This window comes from Pseudoalteromonas luteoviolacea DSM 6061 (assembly GCF_001625655.1).
Taxonomy (GTDB): domain Bacteria; phylum Pseudomonadota; class Gammaproteobacteria; order Enterobacterales; family Alteromonadaceae; genus Pseudoalteromonas; species Pseudoalteromonas luteoviolacea.
This window is the reverse complement of record NZ_AUYB01000013.1, coordinates 60,475-84,679: the sequence shown is the minus strand read 5'-3', so window position 1 is coordinate 84,679 and position 24,205 is coordinate 60,475. Positions and strand designations below refer to the sequence as shown.

The following is a 24,205-nucleotide window of genomic DNA, read 5'->3' as shown; positions in this document are numbered from 1 at the left end:
CTTAGTTTCCAGAAGCCAGTTATCGTGGGTGAAGATTATAATACACTGATCCGTAAGGAATAATGCTGGTTTGTTGTGCTATTTAGACTAATGTCTTATACCGTATGGATTGTTAACAAGAAACGCACTCGAATAACAGTTTTTGTTTAAGTGCATGATTTATAAGGTTATTAATTATCTTCAAGTTCGATGTTTTAGCAGTTTACGTAAACGTAAGGTGAGGCTTACGACTAAGGTCTCAATTCAATAATTCAAAGCCATTGCTACAGTCAAAAGGTCAATTAATACCAACACACTCATTTTGAATGAGTTAAAAGGGGAGTAAATAATGGCCTTTAAAAGTGAAGAACAAGCAAAAGCATACTGGTCAGAAAATCTAGCCTTGATGTTTAAACTGTTAGCCGTTTGGTTTGTTGTGTCGTTCGGCTTTGGCATTCTATTGGTAGATGTATTAAATGAGGTACGTTTTTTTGGGTTTAAATTGGGCTTTTGGTTTTCCCAACAAGGTGCAATTTATACGTTTGTTGCTTTGATTTTTGTCTACGTATCAAAAATGGATACGCTTGATAAAAAATACGGCGTAGATGAATAAGGGGCGACATAATGGATGTTCAATCGTTTACATTTTTAATCGTAGGGTTGAGTTTTGCCCTTTATATCGGCATCGCAATTTGGGCGCGTGCTGGATCAACTAATGAATTCTATGTTGCTGGTGGAGGTGTGCCGCCATTGGCCAACGGTATGGCAACCGCAGCTGACTGGATGAGTGCTGCATCGTTTATTTCAATGGCTGGAATCATTTCATTTGCAGGTTATGACGGTGGTGTTTACCTCTTAGGGTGGACAGGTGGTTACGTGTTACTGGCGCTTTGTTTGGCTCCTTATCTTCGCAAGTTTGGTAAGTTTACCGTGCCAGATTTTATCGGTGATCGTTACTATTCTCAGGTCGCACGTGTCGTGGCAATTTTATGTGCAATTTTCATTTGCTTTACCTATATTGCAGGTCAAATGCGCGGTGTTGGCGTGGTATTTTCTCGTTTCTTAGAAGTGGACATTGAAACGGGCGTATACATCGGCATGGTGATTGTATTTTTCTATGCTGTTTTGGGTGGCATGAAGGGGATCACATACACCCAAGTCGCGCAATATTGTGTACTTGTATTTGCTTATCTTGTACCAGCAATTTTCATCTCGATGATGATGACAGGCCACTTACTACCACAAACAGGGTTTGGGGCAACATTGGCTGATGGTTCTGGTACCTATGTACTTGATAAACTGGATGGTCTCAGTGCTGAGCTCGGCTTTGCTCAATACACCGAAGGTTCCAAAAGTATGATTGATGTCTTTGCTATCACAGCGGCATTGATGGTTGGTACAGCTGGCTTACCTCATGTCATTGTGCGCTTCTTTACTGTACCAAAAGTAAAAGACACGCGTATTTCTGCAGCATGGACACTTGTTTTTATTGCGATTGTTTATACGACAGCGCCGGCAGTTGCATCATTCGCTCGGGTAAACATGATTGATACAATCAACGGCAAAGATGGTAGTGGTACAGCGTACGCTGAAGCACCTCAATGGGTTAAAAATTGGGAAAGAACAGGACTTATCACTTTCAACGATAAAAACGGTGACGGCAAAATGTTCTACTCGGCGGGTAAAATTGATGATCCAGCGAGTACAAACGAAGTAAAAATTGACCGCGATATCATGGTACTTGCAAACCCAGAAATTGCTGACTTACCAGCATGGGTAATTGCATTAGTGGCGGCGGGCGGCATTGCGGCTGCACTGTCAACAACGGCTGGGCTGTTGCTGGTAATTTCTACCCCAGTTTCCCATGATTTACTCAAGCGTACACTTAAACCTGACATCAGTGACAAACAAGAGTTAATGGCTGCAAGGCTTGCTGCAATGGTGGCCATAGGTATCTCTGCGTACTTTGGTATTAATCCTCCCGGGTTTGTCGCCTCAGTGGTAGCCTTTGCATTTGGTTTGGCGGCGGCAAGTTTCTTCCCGGCAATAATCATGGGTATCTTCTCTAAACGCATGAATAAGGAAGGTGCAATAGCAGGTATGGTTTCAGGTATCGGCTTTACGGCGGCCTATATTATTTACTTTAAGTTTATAAACCCTGAATTGAATGCGCCTGCCAACTGGTTGTTTGGTATTTCACCAGAAGGTATTGGGATTATAGGTATGGTTGTGAACTTTGTGGTGGCTGCTGTAGTTATGAAATTGACAGCTGAAACGCCAGAAGAAGTGAAGCGCATGGTTGATGGGATCCGTAATCCAAAGGGGTCTAGTGCTGCTCACGCACACTAATATTCAAACCGCAAAAAATAGCCCAGTTTTTTAGCTGGGCTATTTTGCTTTAAGACGATAAAAAATATGACGCAAACAGGAATGACAGTAGAACATCAGGATGTTTTAAACTTTGTATTAAAGCAGTCTCCATTTAATGAGCTTCCAATTGCCAGTGCACATTATTTTGTCAATCACGCTGAGGTAATTTATCTCACGGTACACAATCAAGCGGATGCTTTGCAGGATGAAGAGAAATATTTATACCTTGTAAGGACGGGAATATTTGACTTGGTTGATACGACGGGAGAGGTGGTAACACGTCTTTCGGCTGGTGATTACTTTGGCTATCCGTCGCTATTGACTGGGGAGGAAATTAAAAATCGTCTTGAAGTGCAAAGTCCCGGACTCATACTGCTATTGCCACAAGCTGGGTTTGATTTTTTACGACATGAATACAAAGTATTTGAACAACACTTTGTGAGGGCGCATAAAAAACGTTTGCTATCCAGTCATTATCAGGAGCGTGGCAAGGGGTGGTCAGAGCGAAAAATTTCAAAATTGATGACCAAATCAGCGGTTGTATTAGAGCCTACTGCCAGTATTGTGGAAGCTGCAAAAGTAATGCAATCTGAAGGGGTTTCATCAGTGATGATAACCGAAGGTGGGCAATTGCATGGCGTTGTAACGGATAGAGATTTGCGTAACCGCGTATTGGCGAGTGAACTTGACCCTGCTATGCCTGTATCATCGATCATGACACCCGAACCAAAATTCATCTTCGAAAATAATCGAGTGTTTTCTGCCTTACATCTAATGCTAAAGCACAATATTCATCACCTCCCTGTGCTGAATGAAGAGCGAGTACCTTTGGGGATGGTGACCAGTACAGACTTATTGAGATTACAAAACAGCGACCCTGTGCAATTGATTGGCCAGTTGTACAAAGCGAGCAGTGCGCAAGAATTGAAACTGTTGGCAAAAGAAATACCGGTATTATTACGTAGCTTCTCAAATACGGTTGAAGACATTTCTTTTGTGGGGACGCTGTTAAGCGGATTAACAGATGCGCTTATGAGTCGGCTCACAGAGCTATTTGTTAAGCAACATGGCGATGCTCCTTGCTCATTTTGTTGGATATGCTTTGGTTCTCAAGCGAGAGAAGAGCAAACATTAGACTCAGATCAGGACAATGGATTGATCTTTGCTAATGATATTAAACCTGCTGAGCGCGCTTATTTTGCGTCTTTAGGTACATTTGTGACGCGTCATTTAGTCGAGTGTGGTATTCGAGCATGTCCTGGTAACATTATGGCAAGTAACGAGCAATGCCGAGGAACAGTGCGTGAATGGACTGCTCGATTTGAAAAGTGGATGACGGCACCTACGCCTCAAGCGATGCTCAATTGTAAGATATTTTTTGACCGCCGCTTTATTTGTGGCGATCAGTCGTTATACCAAAGCTTGAACTCTCAACTAGGTGAGATCAGTCAACAAGAGTTATTTTTTGCGGCAATGGCGACTGACATCAGTACCAATAGTGTACCAATAGGTTTATTTCAACAATTTAAGTTACAGCGTGGTAAAGACAAACATAAATATTTGGATTTGAAAACTCGCGGTATTGCTATCGTCAATGATTTAGTCAGAATTTATGCGTTAAAAAGCGGTATCACTAAAGCGAACACACAAGCGCGCTTAAAGGCACTTGAAGCCCACACTCAGTTAAGCCAAAGTGATATTTACAACTTACAAGATTGTTGGCGATTTTTAACTCAGCTCAGACTTCGAAGTCAAATTGAACAGCATCAGTTACCATCAAATTGCATTAACCCTGAGTCGCTTAGTTCGTTAGAAAGGCATCAATTAAAAGAAGCTTTTCATTTAATTAAGCAAGCACAACAGGCGTGCGTTTTTAAGTTTGCAAGAGGAAGTTTATAAAACGATGCGATGGAAATTTCCTTGGTTTTTTAAACATGGCGCTGCACGTGAGCTATGGCTTGATAGTGAATTGGTTGTTTTAGATTTAGAACTTACCGGTCTAGACCCTACGCAGCATGAAATAGTATCTGCCGCTTGGGTCATAATTAGACGCGGAAGAATAGTTTTAGCAGAGTCTCGATACTTGATCAATCGCAGTGTGAAGAGTTTGGCTCAAAGCCCCGTTTACCATGGTATTGATGACGCGCAATTGGCAAAAGGTGTCGACATTAAAGTGATTATGAGGGAGTTCGCCGAGGCGCTTGAAGGGCGCGTATTGGTGTGTCATCACACTGCGCTTGACTGGGCATTTATCAAAAAGTCTTTTGCAGCGCTCGGTATCGCTACACGACCAAATCAAATGATAGATACCTTAAAAATTGAGAAGTCGAGATTGCTTCGTCAGCATCAGCAGGTAATTCAAGATCAGTTGCGCTTACCAGCATGCCGAGAGCGATATGGATTGCCTGATTATCAAAACCACAATGCGTTAAGTGATGCACTTGCGACCGCAGAACTTTTGCTGGCACAAGTGAACCACCTTGGCTCTGAAAAGCATGTAAAGCTAAGTGCATTAGTGTAAACGTCACTGATGTGAGTTTTATGGCGTCTCACCGTATTACACAGAAAAATTTTTGCATATCCCTTACACATTTGTTCAAGGTCGATTACAATAGCGCCATCTTTATAGGGGAGCGTCAATAACTCCTTTTTGCATGTAGAAATGGGTCTTCTAATTAATGACAATCAAACTGGCAATCAATGGTTTTGGTCGCATAGGTCGCAATATTGTCCGAGCCCTTTATGAATCAGGGCGTCACAATGAAATTCAAATCGTAGCTATTAATGAGCTAGCCGATCCTGAGGGGATCGCACATTTGATGAAATATGATACCTCTCATGGGCGTTTTGCCTTTCCTGTTGCCCTTAACAAACCTTATTTAGAAGTTGCTGGTCAACAAATTCAGATTTTCAATGAGCCAGACCCAAGTCATTTACCATGGCACGCACTAGATGTTGATGTCGTACTTGAATGTACTGGTATTTACCACTCTCGCCAACATGCTGCGGCACATATTACTGCTGGCGCAAAAAAAGTGCTGTTTTCTCACCCTGCTGACGCTGACGTCGATGAAACCATTGTCTATGGTATCAATGAAGATAATTTAAAGTCCCATCATAGTGTTGTGTCAAACGGCTCTTGTACAACAAACTGTATTGTTCCTGTCATAAAAGTACTGGATGATGCTTTTGGGATAGAGTCTGGGGCAATCACTACGATCCATGCCTCTATGCATGACCAACAGGTGATAGATGCCTATCACAAAGACTTACGACGCACCCGCGCAGCTAGCCAATCAATTATCCCGGTTGATACAAAGTTGGCTCGTGGTATAGAGCGAATTTTACCTAAATTTCATGGTCGCTTCGAAGCGATTGCCGTCCGAGTACCAACAATTAATGTAACGGCCATGGATTTGAGTGTATCTCTTGATTCTGATGTGACTTTAGATCAAGTCAATCAGGTATTAGAAAAGGCTGCTTCGGGCAGGCTTCAAGGGATTTTAGATTACACTGAAGAACCTCTAGTCTCTGTAGATTTTAACCACGATCCTCATTCAAGTATTATTGATGGAACACAGACTAGAGTTAGCCACAAACGTTTAGTGAAAGTTTTAGTTTGGTGTGATAACGAGTGGGGTTTTGCAAACCGTATGCTCGACACCGCAATGGCAATGATGAAAGCCAAATAATTTTAGTATCGTTCTTTTAAGGAGATGTCCATGTCAGTCATCAAGATGGCGGATTTAGATTTAAACGGCAAACGCGTGCTTATTCGTGAAGATTTAAACGTGCCAGTAAAAGACGGCAAAGTAACGTCTGACGCACGTATTAAAGCATCGTTGCCAACCATTAAGTTAGCACTTGAAAAAGGCGCGAAAGTAATGGTTATGTCTCACCTTGGTCGCCCAACGGAAGGGGAATACGATGCTCAGTATTCACTTCAGCCCGTTGTAGACTACCTCAATGAAGCTCTTGACCAAAGCGTGCGCTTGGTAACTGACTACCTTGATGGAGTAGAAGTTGCTGACGGCGAAGTGGTTGTTTTTGAAAATGTGCGCTTTAATAAAGGTGAGAAGAAAAACGACGAGGCATTATCTAAGCAGCTTGCTGCGTTATGTGATGTATATGTCATGGATGCCTTTGGTACAGCGCACCGTGCACAAGCTTCGACACATGGTGTTGGCTTATTTGCAGAAGTGGCATGTGCAGGTCCTCTTCTGGCAGCAGAATTAGATGCACTCGGTAAAGCATTAGACAATCCAGCACGTCCACTTGTGGCAATTGTAGGTGGCTCGAAAGTGTCAACTAAACTGACGGTATTGGACTCATTGTCTACGGTTGTTGATCAGCTAGTAACTGGTGGTGGTATTGCCAACACATTCATTGCAGCATCAGGCAGTCCAGTTGGCAAGTCTCTGTATGAAGAAGAGTTGATCCCTGAAGCACAAAAGCTTAGCACTGCTGCTCAAGCCAACAATGGTGATATTCCTGTACCAACAGATGTCGTAGTTGGCAAAGAGTTTTCAGAAACAGCGGTTGCAGTCATCAAAGATGTGTCTGAAGTGCACAGTGACGATATGATTTTTGACATTGGTCCGAATACGGCAAATGAATTGGCTAAAATCATCGAGCAAGCAGGTACTGTTGTATGGAATGGTCCTGTTGGCGTATTTGAATTTGACCAATTTGGTAATGGTACTGAAGCCATCGCGCACGCAATTGCAAAATCAAAAGCGTTTTCAATTGCAGGTGGCGGTGACACACTTGCAGCCATAGACAAGTATGGTGTTGGTGATGAAATTTCATATATTTCAACTGGTGGTGGTGCGTTCTTAGAGTTCTTAGAAGGTAAAAAATTACCAGCAGTTGAAATGCTAGAGCAAAGAGCAAAAGCATAATTTAAATGAGGCGCTTGCGCCTCAAACTATTTATTGAGCACTCTCTCACTCTTTGTTCAATAAATGGTGGTTGGTAACAACCAAAAATATCTATCCCGTTCAAATAGATGGTGAAAAACCATCAAAAATTGGAGAAAAGCAATATGGCTTTAATCAGTATGCGTCAACTTCTCGATCATGCGGCTGAGAATGGATACGGCGTTCCTGCCTTTAACGTGAATAACCAAGAGCAAATGCGTGCAATCATGGAAGCGGCTGATAGAACAAACAGCCCAGTGATCGTGCAAGGCTCTGCAGGGGCTCGAAGCTATGCGGGCGCGCCATTTATTCGCCATATGATCCTTGCAGCAGTTGAAGAATGGCCTCATATTCCTGTGGTAATGCACCAAGATCATGGTACGTCACCAGCGGTATGTCAGCGTTCAATTCAACTTGGCTTTTCATCAGTAATGATGGATGGTTCATTGCTTGACGACGGTAAAACACCTTCAACTTATGAGTACAATGTTGATGTGACACGTCGCACAGTTGAAATGGCCCATGCTTGTGGTGTATCTGTAGAAGGTGAGCTAGGCGTTTTAGGTTCATTGGAAACTGGTGAAGCAGGTGAGGAAGATGGCATCGGTGCTGTGGGTAAATTGACTCAAGACCAGCTACTGACAGATCCAGAAGAAGCGGCTGACTTTGTTAAGAAAACAGGTGTAGATGCCCTTGCTATTGCATGTGGTACTTCTCACGGTGCATACAAATTCACTCGTCCACCAACAGGCGATATCTTAGCTATTGATCGCATCAAAGAAATTCATGCCCGTATTCCTGATACGCACCTAGTAATGCACGGATCTTCATCTGTTCCTCAGGAGTGGCTAGCAGTGATCAATGAGTTTGGTGGTGAGATCCCAGAAACTTATGGTGTACCTGTTGAACAGATCGTAGAAGGTATTAAGCACGGTGTGCGTAAAGTTAATATCGACACGGATCTGCGTTTAGCGGCAACTGGTGCAATTCGTCGTCACCTTGCTCACAACCCTGCTAATTTTGACCCTCGTAAATATTTAGCTGAAGCGACAAAAGCAATGACAGAGATTTGTATCGCGCGTTATGAAGCGTTTGGTACTGCTGGTCAAGCATCAAACATCAAGGCAATCTCTTTAGACGACATGCACTTGAAGTACCTTTCAGGTGAGCTAGCGCCAAAAGTAAAGTAATATACTTTTGAGAGCATATTGATATTTAAAAGCCCCTTTGTTGGGGCTTTTTTGTGTCGATTGTTTACGCGTCTAATGACGTTGTACTCAGTGGGTTAATATGTATATTTAGCGTCTAACCCAGATGAGTTTTGGGCGATCAGGTAGCCAGTTTATCGGGATCATTATTTAACTAAGACAAGGTTAAGAGATCGAGATCTTACTAACTCAGTGGTGTTCAGATCAGAGTTATACTTACTTGAGAGCCAAGGATCATATTTTTACCAACATCAGTTTTAAAGGATCTGATTTATACCAACTGATCGCCGCCAATTATCGAACATGGTAGGGTACTAAAAGCTGATAGGTCATTTCCTCGATAAAAATATCAATGACTTAGCTACTTTTATTTTGCAGAGTTTTCCATTGAGTCAGTAAAAATGTGATCCCAAAGAGATCCACTAGGTAAGATTTTGATCCCTCACAATCAAAGTTAGAAAAATACTGATCCCATAAATTTGAGAAATTTTTTGTCTCATAAATGTTATTTTGAATACTAAGGTATTCGAAGCTAATTGCATCAATTTGAAGATAATTTAGGGACAAATTATATCTAACTCATTGAAATTATGTTCTAGAGAAATGAATTTACCTGTTATTTATCAGGTAAACTTTCATAAAACTGTCATACTTAGTCATAATAATGAAACCGACTTCGGTAACGTAAGAGATAAATGGGAATGTCACGTAGAGTACTAGTAGTTGATGACGAAGCACCGATCAGAGAGATGCTGGTGTTTGTGTTGGAACAAAATGGCTTTCAAGCAGTTGAAGCTGAAGACTATGATTCGGCAATTGCGGCCATGGTAGAGCCATACCCAGATATGGTACTACTGGATTGGATGTTACCAGGAGGTAGCGGTATCCAAATTGCGAAAAAGTTCAAGCAGAGCGAATATACACGTCAAATTCCAATCATCATGTTAACAGCACGTGGTGAAGAGGAAGACAAGGTTAAAGGATTAGAAGTAGGCGCAGATGACTATGTGACCAAACCTTTTTCACCTAAAGAGTTAATGGCTCGTATCAAAGCTGTGATGCGCCGTGTTTCTCCAACTTCGTTGGAAGAAGCAATTGAAGTTCATGGCTTAAGACTTGATCCTATTTCACACCGCGTAACTTCTGCTGGTAACGAATTAGAGATGGGTCCTACTGAGTTTAGGCTCCTACACTTCTTCATGACGCATCCTGAGCGTGTTTATAGCCGTGAACAGCTACTAGACCATGTTTGGGGCACCAACGTATATGTTGAAGATCGTACGGTAGACGTACATATTAGACGTTTAAGAAAAGCGATTGCGCCGTTGGGCCATGACCGACTCGTACAAACTGTACGTGGTGCTGGTTATCGTTTTTCAAGTAAGGTATAAAGCAATAATGTACGCGCTGTGGTAGCGTTATCCTAGCGCTTAAATTTTAGGATCATTTTATATGTATAGAGTGATTGATAAACAGGCGTTATTAAAGCGCCTGTTTTTGTATTTTTTGCCCTTAACCCTTATTGGGATTTTATTGGGGGCACCTTTTGTGCTGTTGTTTTTAGGTGCATCAGTTCTGCTTTTTTGGCATTTTAAACAACTCTATAAATTGAGTGACTGGCTGATCAATCAGCGCAGCTTCAACCCACCCGAAGGATCTGGTGCTTGGGAGCAGATTTTTGAGGGGATCTATCACCTACAACATCGCAACCGCAAGAAACGCAATGAATTGGCTGCATTAATCAGACGTTTTCGTGAAGGCGCAGAAGCCGTGCCTGATGCTGTGATCGTGATGCAGCAAGATCTGAGTATTATTTGGTGCAACCAATTGGCACTTAAGATCTTGGGATTACAATGGCCGACGGATCATGGCCAGCGCCTTGACAACTTGATCCGTGATCCAAAATTTGTGAAGTACATGCAGGAACATGATTTTACGGATCCACTGGAATTAGAAAGTGGCCATAATGGAGAGCGTGTACTGGAATTTCGTGTGATGCCATATGCTGAGCAGCTAATGATGGTAGTGCGAGACATTTCTAGGCTGAAAAAGCTGGAACAGATGCGTAAAGACTTTGTGGCCAATGTTTCCCATGAGCTACGTACGCCATTGACGGTTGTAACTGGTTATTTGGAGATGATGGAAGGCGATCAGATGCCACCACCTGCAATGTGGCAAAAAGCACACAATACGATGATAGAACAATGTAAGCGTATGGATAGCCTCGTTAATCAGCTGCTATCTTTATCACGTATCGAGGGTGATAGGGATCAGACTGATGACAAGGCAGTAAACGTGCCTAATATGCTGAAACTTATTCACACTGAAGGAATGTCTCTAAACCAAGATAAGCATCATGAGATTACTTTTGAGGTTGATGAGACCCTAGATATCAAAGGGTGTATTGATGAGTTGCGAAGTGCGTTTTCTAACTTAGTGTTTAATGCCATTCACTATACCAAACCCAATGGGAAAATAGTGGTTAAGTGGTATTTAGATGGTGAAAGCCCTGCATTCTCTGTAACGGACAACGGCGATGGTATTGCATCTGAGCACATCAACCGTTTAACGGAACGCTTTTATCGAGTAGACAAAGCTCGTAGCCGTAAAACCGGTGGCTCTGGACTTGGACTGGCTATCACTAAGCATGTGCTGAGTCGACATGACTCTCACTTAGAAATACAGAGTACGCTAGGAGAGGGGTCGTGTTTTTCGTTCTCTTTCCCAAAAGAAAAGCGCATTTTTATGACATCCACTGAAAGTCATAAAAGTGTCATTTAAGAGTAATTTTATTGTAATTAACTGAGCGCACAATGAGCACCAGTTAAACAAATGGGACGAACAATCGGAGTGACCCCAATGAAATTTAAAAGCTTAGTTGCCGCAATGGGTGTGGCTGTAACAACATTGGTATCTACACAAGTTTCTGCACTTGATAAAAACTTACCTGAGTACAACAAAACCAGCGGAATCTCGGGTAACTTTTCATCTGTGGGTTCTGACACGTTAGCAAACATGATGACGTTTTGGGCTGAAGAATATAAGCGTATTTACCCTAACGTAAATATTCAAATTCAAGCAGCGGGTTCTTCAACTGCGCCTCCAGCTCTTACCGAAGCCACAGCAAACTTCGGTCCAATGAGCCGTAAGATGAAGTCAAAAGAAATCGAAGCGTTTGAAAAGCGTTACGGTTACAAGCCTACTGAAGTGCGTGTAGCTATCGATGCACTAGCAGTATTTGTACATAAAGATAACCCAATCAAAGGTCTTCGTATCGACCAAGTTGACTCAATTTTCTCTTCTACTCGTAAATGTGGTGGCGACAAACAAGTTAACCGTTGGAGCGATGTTGGTCTAAATGGTAACTGGGCCGCGAAAGACATTCAGCTTTATGGACGTAACTCAGTATCAGGTACTTACGGTTACTTTAAGAAAAAAGCACTTTGTAAAGGTGACTTCAGAAATAACGTAAACGAGCAACCTGGTTCAGCGTCAGTTGTACAGTCAATCTCTTCTTCAGTGAATGCGATTGGTTACTCGGGTATCGGTTATAAGACTTCTGGTGTACGTACTGTACCGCTTGCGAAAAAAGGCGACAACTTTGTTGATGCAACTTTAAACAATGTTGCAACTGGTAAATATCCGCTTTCTCGTTTCTTATATGTTTATGTGAATAAGCACCCGAATAAGCCGCTTTCACCAATCGAAGCTGAATTTTTAAAGATGGTTCTTTCTAAAGAAGGCCAGAAGATTGTAGAAAAAGACGGTTATGTGCCACTGACAAACAAGATGGCAAGCCGTGAGCTTAAGAAGTTAGGTCTTCTATAAAACTCATTATGCTTAAAAAGCCGCTCAATTGAGCGGCTTTTTTGTGTCTGCTAATTTCAAAAACGGCTATTTTAATATTGGCCAGTTCTAATTTTTGATAGCTCTTCAGCTTGTGCTTTGCAACTATTATACTTCTCTACACACTCACCACTGCATATTTGCCTCGTCATTGTTTGTTCTGTTGAACTTAGACTGCAATTTTGCTCACATTGATAATTTTGTTGGGCACACTGATTCAGCTCAGGAGAATTATTTTGATTGCTACAGGCTGCAAGCGTAATGAATATAAACGGAAGCGCAATTCTCATAGTAGTTCCTATTTTGGCGTGATTTCAGAGAGTTTTATTAAAGTTTATTTTTAATACTTTGTTTAATTTAGCACACTTTATATTTACAAGCGCACCTCAGAGTATAAAACTAGAATAATTTCAGTGGCGTTAAGTACCGGAAGGATATAAAAAAGCGCCTAAAAAGGCGCTTAATCACAGCTTTAGTGGCAGCTGCTTATTGAGTTACTTGGATGTTATCAATAAGCCTAACACTGCCTAAAAAGGCTGCTGCTAAGATGACAAATTCATCATCTTCGGTAATAGCAGGTTTAAGAGTATTACGATGTGCAATAGAGAAGTAATCAGGTTTAAGCCCTGCGTTTTCTAGTTGTGATTTAGCATCCAGTTCTATCTGACTGAAATTACGCTCGCCACTTTTCAGTTCGTTAGCAGCATCATTCAATACTTTATACAGTACTTTAGCAACGTCTTTTTGTTGCTCTGATAAATAGCCGTTTCTGGAGCTCATGGCTAAACCAGACACTTCGCGTTGTGTCGGTACACCAATGATTTCAATCGGCATTGAAAGATCATGTACCATAGTTTTAATGACTTGAAGCTGCTGATAGTCCTTCTCACCAAAACACGCGAAATCGGGCTGAACAAGATTAAATAGCTTGGTAACAACAGTTGCTACGCCTCTAAAGTGACCAGCACGGCTACCGCCACAATAACCCTCAGACACGCCAGGAACATCCACAAAGCTCTGTGTATCGAGTCCATTTGGATAAATAGTGTCTACGCTAGGTGTAAAGACGATATCCGTTTCAAGCTCAGCTAAACCTTGTTTGTCTTGAGATAAGGTTCTCGGGTAGTTATCAAGATCTTCATTTTGACCAAACTGCATTGGGTTAACAAATATACTTACCACTACTTTATCGGCAAGCGTTTTGGCCTTTTCTACCAAAGAGAAATGCCCCTGATGCAGATTGCCCATTGTTGGCACAAACGCGATGCTTTTACCTTGTTGGCGCCATGCTTTAATTTGGCTACGTAGAGACTTTATTTCAGTAATTGATTGCATTAGTTAAACTCGTGTTCACTGCCAGGGAATGCGCCTGATTTAACATCATCACAAAACTTTTTCACTGCATCTTGCATATTGCCTGTTTCTGCTAAGAAGTTCTTCGAAAACTTCGGAATATAACCTGCAGAAATACCCACTAAATCATGCATGACGAGGATTTGGCCATCAACTTCTTTACCCGCGCCAATACCAATTACCGGAATATGAACAGCCTCAGAGATGCGCTTTGCCAAACTTGAAGGTACACACTCAATGACCAACATTTGTGCACCAGCTGCTTCTAAAGCCTGCGCATCTGCAATCATTTGTTGTGCTTGTTGCTCTTCACGTCCTTGGATTTTGAAACCGCCAAAAACATGAACAGACTGAGGTGTGAGGCCTAAATGACCACATACCGGAATACCTTGCTGGTTTAATAGCTGGATTGACTCAGTAAGCCAAGTACCACCCTCTAACTTAACCATATTCGCGCCATTGCGCATCAGTGTTGCTGCATTTTCGCAAGCTTGTGCAGGGTTTGAATAGCTCATGAAAGGCATATCCGCAATCACAAACAGCTCTTTGCTACCAGCTCGCACACTGCGAGTGTGATAAGCGATATCTGCGGTGGTAACGGCAAGTGTATCTTCACCGCCTTGTAAGACCATGCCAAGGGAATCACCTACCAGTACAACATCAACGCCATTTTCATGAAAAAGTTTAGCAAAACTTGCATCATATGCAGTTAAGGCGGTGATCTTTTCGCCTTGTTGCTTTTTCTTTGCTAGGGTTGAAACTGAAACTTTTGCCATTTTATGTCTCCTTATTATGGGTCATAGGCAGCGTTGTTAAACCATTACGTGGTAGGGTAGCTGCGATATCTTTGAGTGCAGTACCGCACGGTAGGTACAATAGAGGGTCAAGTTCTAGCATTGGAAATACAACAAACTCTCTCTCACACAGGCCATAATGAGGAACTGTTAATCTGGGAGTATCAATTGTTGTGTTGTTGAACAATAAAATGTCCAAGTCTAATGTACGTGGACCCCACCTTTGTTCTTTTCTTACTCGACCCTGCTGCTGTTCAATCATTTGAAGTTGGTCAAGCAAATGTTCTGGTTCTAATGTGGTTGAGAATCTAGCGACGGCATTAACATAATCAGGCTGATCTTGAGGCCCCATTGGTTTGGAACCATAAAAACTAGACACAACCATGTCTTTTATATCAGAGTGGTTACGTAGTGCTTCAACCGCTTTATTTAACTGTGCTAGGGGCTCGTACAAATTAGCCCCCAGTCCTATGTAAACTGTGTTCATGTATCTTGTTTTGGCTTTCTTCTTGGCTTATTACGATAGCGGCGCTTTGGACGATCTTTTTGACCGAGGTTTTTAACCATGTCTTTCTGCCCTGAGACATCTTGCTTAAGGTATTCAGTCCACCAATCAGCAAGCGCTTGCTGATCTGTCTCTCCACTTTCAACACGTAATAATAGGAAATCGTAAGACGCTTTGAACTTAGGTTGTAGGCTCAATCGATATGCTCGTTGGCCACTGCGTCTGTCTAGCCTTTGTTGAATATGCCAAATATCACGGGCACCTAAAGTAAAGCGTTTTGGCACAGCAACACGTTGCGCATTTTCGCTCAATACTTGGCTGATTGCTTGCATAAAGGCATCGTATTCAGAAATCCCTTGCTGTTGCAAATGAGCCGCTCGGCTACGTAATGGGAACCACAGCAATGCCGCATAAATAAATGCAGGCGTAACTTTTTTATTCCCATTGATACGTGCATCGGTATTGGCAAACATTTGTTGTACAAAGCGGCGCTCAAACTCGCTCTCTTCTCGCTCTAGAATTTCTTCAAGACTTGGGAATAACTCTTTAAATAATCCCAACTCCCTGAGCATAAGGAAGTTTGCTTCAGCTTTACCATTTAAAAACAGCTTCAAAGTTTCTTCAAATAATCTGGCAGGAGGGATATTACCAAGCAAAGGAGAAAGCTCTGAAATAGGCGATAATGTCGCAGGAGCAATTTCCATATCCAGTTTTGTTGCAAAGCGCACTGCGCGTAGCATACGTACAGGGTCTTCCCTATAACGAGTTTCTGGATCGCCGATTAATTCAATTCTTCTGGCTTTAATAGCCTCAATACCACCGGCAAAGTCTCTCACTCCGAAGTCTTTGACTGAGTAATAAAGCGCATTAATTGAAAAGTCTCTGCGTTGTGCATCTTCTTCTATGGTGCCGTATACATTGTCACGCAGCAATTGGCCTTGTTCACTTGCTTTGCTGGTTGGGTCACCATCACCACTTGCAGAGATATGATGTCCACGCATAGTCGCAACTTCAATGACTTCTCTACCAAATACAATATGAGCAAGTCTAAAGCGACGTCCAATCAGACGACAATTTCTAAAAAGGCGCTTGATTTCTTCAGGCGTTGCGTTTGTTACAACGTCGAAATCTTTTGGTTCAATGCCCAACAAAATATCCCGAATACAACCACCCACAAGATACGCGTCATAGCCGCCATCTTTGAGTCGATATAGCACTTTGATTGCATTGGGGCTAAATTGTTTACGTGAGATATTATGCTCACTTCGAGGGATTATTTGAGGTTGCGCTTTTGCCTCTACTGGTCCCTTGTCTTGCTTTGACCCAACAATTTGCCGGCACAGCTTAAAAATTTTAGAAATAATAACCACTCTCCTAACTACTCTGAGTCCCCATCCGTAGCATCATTTATTGTAACTATCGAACGCCATTTACCGCTTTATTTTTGTAAAGTGTAGGCGAATTAATAAGGCTCGCTATGATATACGCAAACGCTTCTAAATTGAAGTTTCCCGCGTGAATTAGCGATTAAATTTTCATCCAAGTTATCTGTGGTCGATTTCGCAAAACACAAGCTGCGTTTATTTTTAAGATAGCAATGATATGTTGGCGTGATTAGGCTGAGCATTATGTAATTTTAATAAGGAAACAGGGCGCTAATTTACTCGAGGTATTCAAAGTGGGATGAATTGGTAGTGTGCTTCACTTTGTTGAATTACTTGAATCTCCTTGTTATTGGGCAGCTTTGTAAGTTGATAGTTTGAAATAGCCCAATTAAGCAATGCCTCTATAGTGTCAAATTGCAATTTAGGTGGGTTAAATCCTAAAAATTCTAGTGCAGCAATCAATGCAGGAAGCGGGTTTTGATTATCTATTGCTGGGGCATGGTTTTGCTTTGATAGTTTGAACCCTGGATTCGCCACAGCCAGTGGAACATGGGTAAACAGTGGCGTTGGGTAGGCTAATTGTTTGAATAAGCTGAGTTGCCTCGCCGTGGGTTCTAGTAAATCAGCGCCACGGACCACATGGGTGATCCCTTGCTCATGATCATCCACAACCACAACTAACTGATAGGCAAAAAGACCATCTCTGCGTTTAATGATGTAATCTTCCTGAGCGATTGTATCTGGGATTTGCACCTTGCCTTGCAAGCCATCATGAAATTCAACTACAGGATAGTTTTGTTTTAAACGCAATGCATTGTTATCAAAGTTATGATTTGCCGCGCGACAATGATTGTCGTAGTACCCCCCACGTGCTTTTATCTGCTTTCTTGTGCAAGTACAGGCATACACAACATTGCTACTGATGAGTGATGCCAATACATCTTGGTAAAGGTCATGTCGTTGGCTTTGATATACCACAGGTCCATCCCAATGCAGGCCATACGCATCCAACGTAGTTAGAATTGCGTCTGCAGCGCCGGGTACCACGCGCGGTGTATCAATGTCTTCCATTCTCACAAGCCATTGTCCATTTTGGGCTTTTGCATCTAAATAACTTGCAAGTGCAGCTACCAATGAGCCAAAGTGAAGTGGTCCTGAAGGGGAGGGAGCGAAACGTCCGCGATAGGCATTATTTGGAAAGCCCAGAGCCGCGTGACCGCTCTGCTCTGGGTGTATAGCTTGTGAAATTTGCATTGTTGGTGAAACTTAACCTTTGCTAACCATTTTGTTTAGCGTTGGATTAGCCTCGACCTTGTTGCTTTTCTTTAATTTCAGCAAGTGTTTTACAGTCAACACACAAGTCTGCTGTAGGTCTTGCCTCTAGACGACGAATTCCAATCTCGATGCCACAAGAGTTACAGAAACCAAAATCGTCTTCTTCAATCAACTGCAGTGTTTTTTCTATTTTCTTGATCAGCTTACGCTCACGGTCACGTGTACGAAGTTCAAGAGAGAACTCTTCTTCTTGTGCTGCACGGTCGACAGGATCAGGGAAATTAGCCGCTTCATCTTGCATGTGGTTCATGGTGCGATCAACTTCGTTACGAAGATCATTGCGCCATGCTTCTAGTATTTTCTTAAAATGAGCTAGCTGCGCCTCACTCATGTATTCTTCGCCCGGCTTTTCTTGGTAAGGTTCTAAACCGGCCTGAGCCAATAACCCTAGTTTTTTCTGGTCTGGCATAGCATTCTCCTAAATCCTTAATAAACAACCCCAGCTAACGCCGGCGGCTATAAATAGCAAAATCTTCACCCCTTAGCAAACACTTTTTAATCATTTACTGTTCTCTGACAAGCCGTTGGCATGAAGTTTTTAACGGCAGAGATATAAGGGTGAACTTATTTTTTTCAAGTGTCTAGAACAGATAGTTGTTCAATAACTTTTACCTCTTGAGGTGTAACTTGCGCTTTATAGGCATAAATTTCAACCCCTTGCAGTCTTGCTTCGGCAAATAACTGCGCATATTTTTTATCAATGTGTTGTGCGGCTGCAACATTCTCGATCCCATTATGCATCACGATGAACAGCAATACTGCGCGTTGATTACTATGTTTTATGTGCATTAGCTCTCGTAAATGTTTTTGTCCTCGGACTGTTTCTGCATCAGGAAAAAAGCCTTGTCCATTAGTTTCTAATAGAGTTACAGACTTTACTTCCACATAGCAGTCGACTTGGTCCGGTGAGCTCAATAAAATGTCGATACGGCTGTTCTCATGCCCATATTTCACTTCACTGGTAAGTTTTTGATACCCTGCTAACTCAGGTATTAACCCGTTTTCTATTGCCTCAATTGCTACTTTATTAGCCATATTCGTGTTGACACAGATGAGTTGACCTTGCTCGTTCTCAGTTACCTCCAGAGAATGCGGGTATTTGCGTTTTACATTATCACTGGTGGAGTAATATGCTTTAAACCCTGAGTCAGCACATCCTGTCATTTTTCCAGTGTTCGCGCAGTGCACAGTAAATTCTTCTCCACTATCTTTACGTAAGTCGACTAAGAATCGTTTATAACGTTTTAACAGTATTGCGCTTTTCAGCTCGGATGAAAATTTCATAGTTTAATCGCATTCGTTTTGGGGCTGTTGTGATGGTGGTGTACACTGACCATAATCTACAAGCGTAAGAGTGAAAACCTATATGTCTGAAAAATTTATTGTTCGCCTAAGTGAACAAGTTCCAGCTGCACATTGGGGCAGCAACGCATCGCTGTCTTTTGACGAACAGGGTGCAACAATTCATTTAGCCGAGCAAGAAACCTTAAAGCATATTCAAAGAGCGGCTCGTAGCCTAGCACAGCAAGGCATTCCTGCGGTAGAGCTTAATGGTGAAGCATGGTGCACTGAATCTCAATGGGCATTTTACCAAGGCTTTGTAAGCCCTAAGCAGCTTGATCCGGTCACTTTTGTTGATAACGAACAATCAGATATTAAAGAGCTAGTCGCATTGCAGCGTGCTGCAATTTGGACTCGTCAGATGATCAACGGCACTGCTGAAGACATCTATCCTGAAAGTTTAGCAGGAAAAGCCGCTGAATTTATTCAATCTTTGGCTCCAGAGCATGTTAGTTACCAAATTATTAAAGGTGATGCGCTGTTGGAGCATCAATGGATTGGTATTCATGAGGTTGGCCGTGGTAGTGAAAGGCCTCCAGTACTGCTTGAGCTTGATTTCAATCCAACTGGCGATGAAGATGCGCCTGTCAGTGCAGCTTTAGTGGGTAAAGGCATTACTTTTGACTCAGGTGGCTATTCGATTAAGCCGAGCGAAGGCATGTTGGCCATGAAGTGTGATATGGGTGGTGCAGCAACAGTGACTGCGGGCCTATCATTGGCAATTCAGCGTGGAATTGATAAGCGTATCAAGTTGTTCTTGTGTTGTGCTGAAAACCTAATTTCAGGACATGCATATAAGTTAGGCGATATCTTAACGTATAAAAATGGTACTACGGTTGAAATCGTAAATACGGATGCTGAGGGGCGTCTAGTATTAGCTGACGGCTTAATGGCAGCAGGTGAAACGGGCGCGCCGCTCATTATTGACGCTGCTACATTAACTGGCGCAGCATTGGTTGCTGTTGGCCAAGAATACAATGCACTGTTCGGTTTGGACAAAGAGCTTGTTAGTGAAGTACAGCAATTCGCAAGTGAAGAGTTTGAGGCTGCGTGGCCGCTACCTCTTGAAAAGTGGCATCAACATAACTGCCCTTCACCTTATGCTGATACTGCAAACAGCCGTGCGCAAAAAGGCGGCGGTTACGGTGGCGCTTCTAATGCGGCTGGTTTCTTGTCACGTTTTGTGCCAAATGATGGTCAAGGCTGGGTACATATTGACCTTGCTGCGTCTTTCCAAAACAGTGCCGGTGCACAGTGGGCATCAGGCGCTACAACATTAGGTATGCGCACAGTCGCGCGTACTCTTTTGGCTAAAGCGTAATTACGAGAAGTAAATTTTAAGCCTCCAATTTGGAGGCTTTTTTATGTCAAGAGAGCAAAGCTGCTGCCAAACGGACGAAGTCAGAGGAGGTTAAAATACCTAAAAGCTTGTTGTTATCATCGACGACAGGCATACAACCATGGCGATTCTCAACGAAAAATTTAACGACTTCATGGAGGCTTTGATCTGGCGTTACACTGGCGAAGTCTTGTGTCATAACGTCTGCGACTTTTTCTTGCTTTTCTTTTCTTTCGAGTGCCAAAGTGCCATATGTTGCAAGTATATTCATGACCTTGGCAATCATGATTTTTTGCGTCAGCATACCTACCAGTTGGCCATCTTCATCAATCACAGGAATGTGGCGAATGTTTTTTTCACGCATAAGGTTATGGGCATCGTGTAGGGTGTGTGACTCTTTAACCGCAAGTGGATCTGCGGTCATCAGTTGCTCAACTGTATGCAGCATAATATCTTCTCATTTATTAACCTTATTTAGGTATAACTGAAAGTGTGAGAGTTTGCCTGTGCCTAGATCAATAAATAAAGTAGAAATGTATCCGTATTAATGCTTCGCTTGGTTGCTTTTTTGCAGAGCGACCAGACGTATGTATTTATTTTCAACGAGCTTTGAAAGAGGCACAAGCTCAAATCCTTCCGCCGATAAATCTTGCAAGGCTTGCATTAAAAACTGCTGGGTTTCTGGGTAAGGGTGGGCTATGCCTATTGCATAACCTTGCTCTTGTGCTACCTCCTTGAGCTGTGCAAGTTGTGCTTGTAGCTGCTCAGTTTGCAGTTCATTGTCTAAAAATACATGACGCGCAATGTTGTCTACGCCGTACAAATTAGCCACTTTTTGGGCTTGGCTATAGGGGGTGGTTTTGCTATCCAAAAAATACAGCGAGCGCTTTTTGAGTACTTCCATTGTCCATTTCATTGGTTCATCGTGTTGCGTTAATGCCGAGCCCATATGATTATTAACCCCTTTTACATGAGGTAAGCTAGCAAGTGCATGACCTAGCGTGCGTTGGAGTTGCCACTTTGGCATTTCTAGTGTCAATCCTCCTGGGCCCAGAGCTTTATCGTTAAGTGCTTGCATGGGAATATGCAAGATGATTTCTTTGTTTAATTTTGCGGCGTGATAAGCGAAATGTTGTGAAAAGGGAGTATGTGGTAATACCGCGTAAGTTAACTCTCCCGGCAGCGATAAAAACGCGAGGTCGCGCTGGTGGTTGCCAATGTCATCTATGACAATGGCAATTTGTTTTGCGTAGCAAACAATTGGCAACAGATAGAGTAAAATTACAGATATAATTTTTTTGCGCACAAAGTAAATCACAGTTATTTAATTATTTTATAGTTATATTTTGTTGGCTATAACAGCCGACGCTTTTATCAACTAACCTAGCATGTTTCTTGTGCTGATAAAAGCGCCAATATGTGTATTAATTAATCACAGGTTGTTGTTTTGTTACCAACTTTTTAGCCGCTTTCCAGTGTTTAGAAAGTCGTGTGTAGAGGTCACTATTTACCTCATCGTTTGACATTATAGCTGCTTTATTGAGCACCGATAGGGTGTTATTACTATATTCTATATCTGGCTGTATGCCGGTTCCCTCAATCGACTGGCCCGATGGTGTGTAATAGCGCGCTGTTGTCAGTTTTAATGCACTGGTGCCATTGCCTATGGGGATTAAAGATTGCACTGACCCCTTACCAAACGACTCTTGGCCTAATATCAATGCGCGTTTGTTATCTTGAAGAGCACCGGCCAAGATTTCAGCGGCTGAAGCGGATTGTTTGTTGATAAGCACGAGTATTGGCGCACCATTTAAAATATCGCCTTGTACGGCATAAAACTTTTGATTGGCATCGAAAAAGCGCCCTTTGGTAGTGACAATAACCCCGCTTTGTAAAAACAAATCCGAAATTGCCACTGCACTATTTAGCGTGCCACCTGGGTTATCTCTAAGGTCAATTACAAGGCCTTTCAATGAAATGCCACTGTGAGCGAACAGCATATTTATATGTCTTGCAACATCATGATAGCTGTGATTATTAAATGATGAAATCGCAAGGTAGCCGATATGCCCGTTGAGTAGTTTGCTGGTAACACTTTCTAAAGTTATTTCCTGACGTCTCAATGCAAGTGTAACTAGCATTTCTGCGCGCTCTACGGTGATGTGTATAATTGATAATTTAGCCTCTCTGAGCAGCTTAGAGACCTCTGAAATGGTTTTGTCAGTGACATCATGGGTATTTACCGCAACTAATTTGTCTCCGCCTTCAATGCCCGCTTGCTCTGCCGGAGAGCCTGGCAGTGTATCAACAATGACAATCCGGTTTTCAATTTCTTCGACTTCAATACCAAGTCCTGTATAGCGCCCATTTGTCGCACTAAAAAGGGTTTCTAACTCATGCTCATTTAAGTATTTTGAGTAAGGATCGAGTTGCTCGAATAAGTCATAAAAGTTATCGCGTTTGATATGATTCAATTGCACTTCTTCCACATAATAAGTTTGAATGTGGTAAAGAATCTCTTCCATGTGCGCATGACTGATCTGCTTTGCTTGTAGGTTGCTAAAAAATAGTGCAAATAACAATAAAAACGTGCCAACTACAATGCTGCAATAGTTTGAAGGCGGGGAAATAGAGGCGAAATATTTCATATGCTGCTCCTAGTGACGGGCAGCATAGGTTATTCATTTAACTTGATCTGCACCATTTAACTGGATTCACAGCGCTTCCTTTATGCCGTATCTCGAAGTATAGTCCAGGAATTTGTTGTCCGCCGCTTTGCCCGACCAATGCAATAGGGTCACCGGGGTTAACATGGTCGCCAACATCTCTGAGTAAAGTCTGAGCATGGCCGTAGAGGCTCATAAACCCTTCGCCATGATCAAGCACAATCACCCAACCAAAACCGTTCATCCAATCTGCGTAAACGACATGTCCAGGTGCGACACTGCTGATTTCATCGCCATTTTTACCTGCGATCATCACGCCTTTCCAGCTCATACCAGCATGTTTGCGCTGGCCAAAGCGTTTTGTGAGCCTACCTTTATGGGGCCAAGCCAGTTTGCCTTTTAGCCTGCGCAACCCGTCTAATTGCGCAATGAAAACCTCTTCACTTGGTGCTTGAACTTCAGCAAGTGCCTCTAAAGTTGTTTTTAGCGTTGTTTCGTTTTCTTCTAAATATGCGATAGCCGATTGAGTTTGCTGCAGCTTATCATTGAGGTTGTTTAAGTGCGTTTGACGTTGCTTCTGAGCCAATTGTAATTCGTTTTGTCTGACTTGTTGTTGCGCAAGCAATTCAATGAGCTGCTGCTGAACCTTTTCTAGTGCTTGTTGGTTTTTTTCTAACTCTAAAAAGATATCTTTTAAGTCTTCAAGCTGATTAATTCGTGCCTTGTTGAAATAATCATAATAACTAATTGTGCGCTCTAACGCGGATGTCTTTTGTTGATTGAGCAGCATTTTTGAATAATCATGACTTCCAGTGACATAGGCACTTTTTAGCTGAGCAGCCAATAGTCTCTGCAAGTTTTTTTTGCGACGGTTGAGTTGTTGGCCTTCAGTTTTTAGCGTGTATTGCTGCTGTTTGTTTTCGCTGATCCCTTGTTTGGTGAAGGCGAGTGCCTTGGCACTTTTCGCAATTTCCAATTCAAAAGATTGCAGCCTTTCTTTTAGAGAGGAGAACGATTTTTTCTGTTTATCGTAAGCTGCCTGACTTTTTTTAAGCTCAGCCTGCACCGCAGCAAGATCAGCCTTGGTTTGAGACTCATTGGCAGCGCTAGGTAGCGCAGCCAACAAACAAATTAAAGTCAGGCCTGTAACGAATTCACGCAACAT

The 24,205-nt window shown here is 42.4% G+C and carries 23 protein-coding genes; 11 read left to right on the top strand and 12 right to left on the bottom strand.

Features of this window, described 5'->3' with window-relative positions; all coding sequences use genetic code 11:
* Positions 1-328 precede the first annotated feature (328 nt).
* The 10 genes from N475_RS00800 (at position 329) to N475_RS00755 (ending at position 12,304) form a co-directional block, all read left to right on the top strand.
* On the top strand, positions 329-592 hold the full coding sequence (locus tag N475_RS00800; protein ID WP_063356649.1) for a DUF4212 domain-containing protein: 264 nt from the start codon (positions 329-331) through the stop codon (positions 590-592).
* 11 nt (positions 593-603) lie between these two features.
* Positions 604-2,328, top strand: coding sequence for a sodium:solute symporter family protein (locus N475_RS00795; protein ID WP_063364528.1), 1,725 nt, complete (start codon positions 604-606; stop codon positions 2,326-2,328).
* 81 nt (positions 2,329-2,409) lie between these two features.
* Positions 2,410-4,248 (top strand): DUF294 nucleotidyltransferase-like domain-containing protein, encoded by a 1,839-nt coding sequence (locus N475_RS00790; RefSeq protein WP_063356803.1) that lies wholly within the window; start codon positions 2,410-2,412, stop codon positions 4,246-4,248.
* Positions 4,249-4,252: 4 nt separating this feature from the next.
* Entirely contained in the window at positions 4,253-4,870 is a 618-nt protein-coding gene (locus tag N475_RS00785) for a 3'-5' exonuclease (RefSeq protein WP_063356647.1), read from the top strand.
* A 157-nt stretch (positions 4,871-5,027) separates the two neighbouring features.
* Positions 5,028-6,041, top strand: a complete 1,014-nt coding sequence (gene epd / locus N475_RS00780; RefSeq protein WP_063356646.1) for an erythrose-4-phosphate dehydrogenase — start codon at positions 5,028-5,030, stop codon at positions 6,039-6,041.
* A 30-nt stretch (positions 6,042-6,071) separates the two neighbouring features.
* On the top strand, positions 6,072-7,250 hold the full coding sequence (locus N475_RS00775) for a phosphoglycerate kinase (RefSeq protein WP_063356645.1): 1,179 nt from the start codon (positions 6,072-6,074) through the stop codon (positions 7,248-7,250).
* A 143-nt stretch (positions 7,251-7,393) separates the two neighbouring features.
* Positions 7,394-8,458, top strand: coding sequence for a class II fructose-bisphosphate aldolase (gene fba / locus N475_RS00770; protein WP_063356644.1), 1,065 nt, complete (start codon positions 7,394-7,396; stop codon positions 8,456-8,458).
* A gap of 719 nt (positions 8,459-9,177) precedes the next feature.
* Positions 9,178-9,867: a phosphate regulon transcriptional regulator PhoB gene (gene phoB, locus N475_RS00765; RefSeq protein WP_063356802.1), complete on the top strand. Its 690-nt coding sequence runs from the start codon at positions 9,178-9,180 to the stop codon at positions 9,865-9,867.
* A 61-nt stretch (positions 9,868-9,928) separates the two neighbouring features.
* A complete protein-coding gene (gene phoR, locus N475_RS00760; protein WP_063356643.1) occupies positions 9,929-11,257 on the top strand; it encodes a phosphate regulon sensor histidine kinase PhoR in 1,329 nt (442 codons plus the stop codon).
* Positions 11,258-11,335: 78 nt separating this feature from the next.
* On the top strand, positions 11,336-12,304 hold the full coding sequence (locus N475_RS00755; protein WP_063356642.1) for a PstS family phosphate ABC transporter substrate-binding protein: 969 nt from the start codon (positions 11,336-11,338) through the stop codon (positions 12,302-12,304).
* Positions 12,305-12,375: 71 nt separating this feature from the next.
* Here the strand turns inward: N475_RS00755 and N475_RS00750 are convergent, their stop codons facing one another.
* The 8 genes from N475_RS00750 to sfsA form a co-directional block, all read right to left on the bottom strand.
* Positions 12,376-12,612, bottom strand: a complete 237-nt coding sequence (locus tag N475_RS00750; protein ID WP_063356641.1) for a hypothetical protein — start codon at positions 12,610-12,612, stop codon at positions 12,376-12,378.
* 196 nt (positions 12,613-12,808) lie between these two features.
* On the bottom strand, positions 12,809-13,657 hold the full coding sequence (panC, locus tag N475_RS00745) for a pantoate--beta-alanine ligase (RefSeq protein WP_063356640.1): 849 nt from the start codon (positions 13,655-13,657) through the stop codon (positions 12,809-12,811).
* A complete protein-coding gene (gene panB, locus N475_RS00740; protein WP_063356639.1) occupies positions 13,657-14,451 on the bottom strand; it encodes a 3-methyl-2-oxobutanoate hydroxymethyltransferase in 795 nt (264 codons plus the stop codon). Before panB ends, panC begins: the two co-directional genes overlap by 1 nt.
* A 1-nt stretch (position 14,452) precedes the next feature.
* Positions 14,453-14,956, bottom strand: coding sequence for a 2-amino-4-hydroxy-6-hydroxymethyldihydropteridine diphosphokinase (gene folK / locus N475_RS00735; RefSeq protein ID WP_063356638.1), 504 nt, complete (start codon positions 14,954-14,956; stop codon positions 14,453-14,455).
* Positions 14,953-16,305 (bottom strand): polynucleotide adenylyltransferase PcnB, encoded by a 1,353-nt coding sequence (pcnB, locus tag N475_RS00730; RefSeq protein ID WP_081215903.1) that lies wholly within the window; start codon positions 16,303-16,305, stop codon positions 14,953-14,955. Before pcnB ends, folK begins: the two co-directional genes overlap by 4 nt.
* 342 nt (positions 16,306-16,647) lie before the next feature.
* Positions 16,648-17,613, bottom strand: a complete 966-nt coding sequence (gene gluQRS, locus N475_RS00725) for a tRNA glutamyl-Q(34) synthetase GluQRS (RefSeq protein ID WP_081215890.1) — start codon at positions 17,611-17,613, stop codon at positions 16,648-16,650.
* Positions 17,614-17,659: 46 nt separating this feature from the next.
* Complete coding sequence (gene dksA / locus N475_RS00720; protein ID WP_063356637.1) at positions 17,660-18,103, bottom strand: RNA polymerase-binding protein DksA; 444 nt, start codon at positions 18,101-18,103, stop codon at positions 17,660-17,662.
* 164 nt (positions 18,104-18,267) lie between these two features.
* A complete protein-coding gene (gene sfsA, locus N475_RS00715; protein ID WP_063364527.1) occupies positions 18,268-18,978 on the bottom strand; it encodes a DNA/RNA nuclease SfsA in 711 nt (236 codons plus the stop codon).
* 82 nt (positions 18,979-19,060) lie between these two features.
* On the opposite strand from sfsA, the gene pepB reads away from it, so the two are divergent.
* Positions 19,061-20,356, top strand: coding sequence for an aminopeptidase PepB (gene pepB, locus N475_RS00710; RefSeq protein ID WP_063364526.1), 1,296 nt, complete (start codon positions 19,061-19,063; stop codon positions 20,354-20,356).
* A gap of 46 nt (positions 20,357-20,402) precedes the next feature.
* Here pepB and N475_RS00705 read toward each other — a convergent pair whose 3' ends face one another.
* The 4 genes from N475_RS00705 to N475_RS00690 form a co-directional block, all read right to left on the bottom strand.
* Positions 20,403-20,822: a CBS domain-containing protein gene (locus N475_RS00705; RefSeq protein ID WP_063356634.1), complete on the bottom strand. Its 420-nt coding sequence runs from the start codon at positions 20,820-20,822 to the stop codon at positions 20,403-20,405.
* 96 nt (positions 20,823-20,918) lie between these two features.
* Positions 20,919-21,680: a divergent polysaccharide deacetylase family protein gene (locus N475_RS00700; RefSeq protein ID WP_063356799.1), complete on the bottom strand. Its 762-nt coding sequence runs from the start codon at positions 21,678-21,680 to the stop codon at positions 20,919-20,921.
* A gap of 118 nt (positions 21,681-21,798) precedes the next feature.
* Positions 21,799-23,022, bottom strand: a complete 1,224-nt coding sequence (locus tag N475_RS00695) for a S41 family peptidase (protein ID WP_063364525.1) — start codon at positions 23,020-23,022, stop codon at positions 21,799-21,801.
* Positions 23,023-23,059: 37 nt separating this feature from the next.
* Positions 23,060-24,205, bottom strand: a complete 1,146-nt coding sequence (locus N475_RS00690) for a murein hydrolase activator EnvC family protein (RefSeq protein ID WP_063356632.1) — start codon at positions 24,203-24,205, stop codon at positions 23,060-23,062.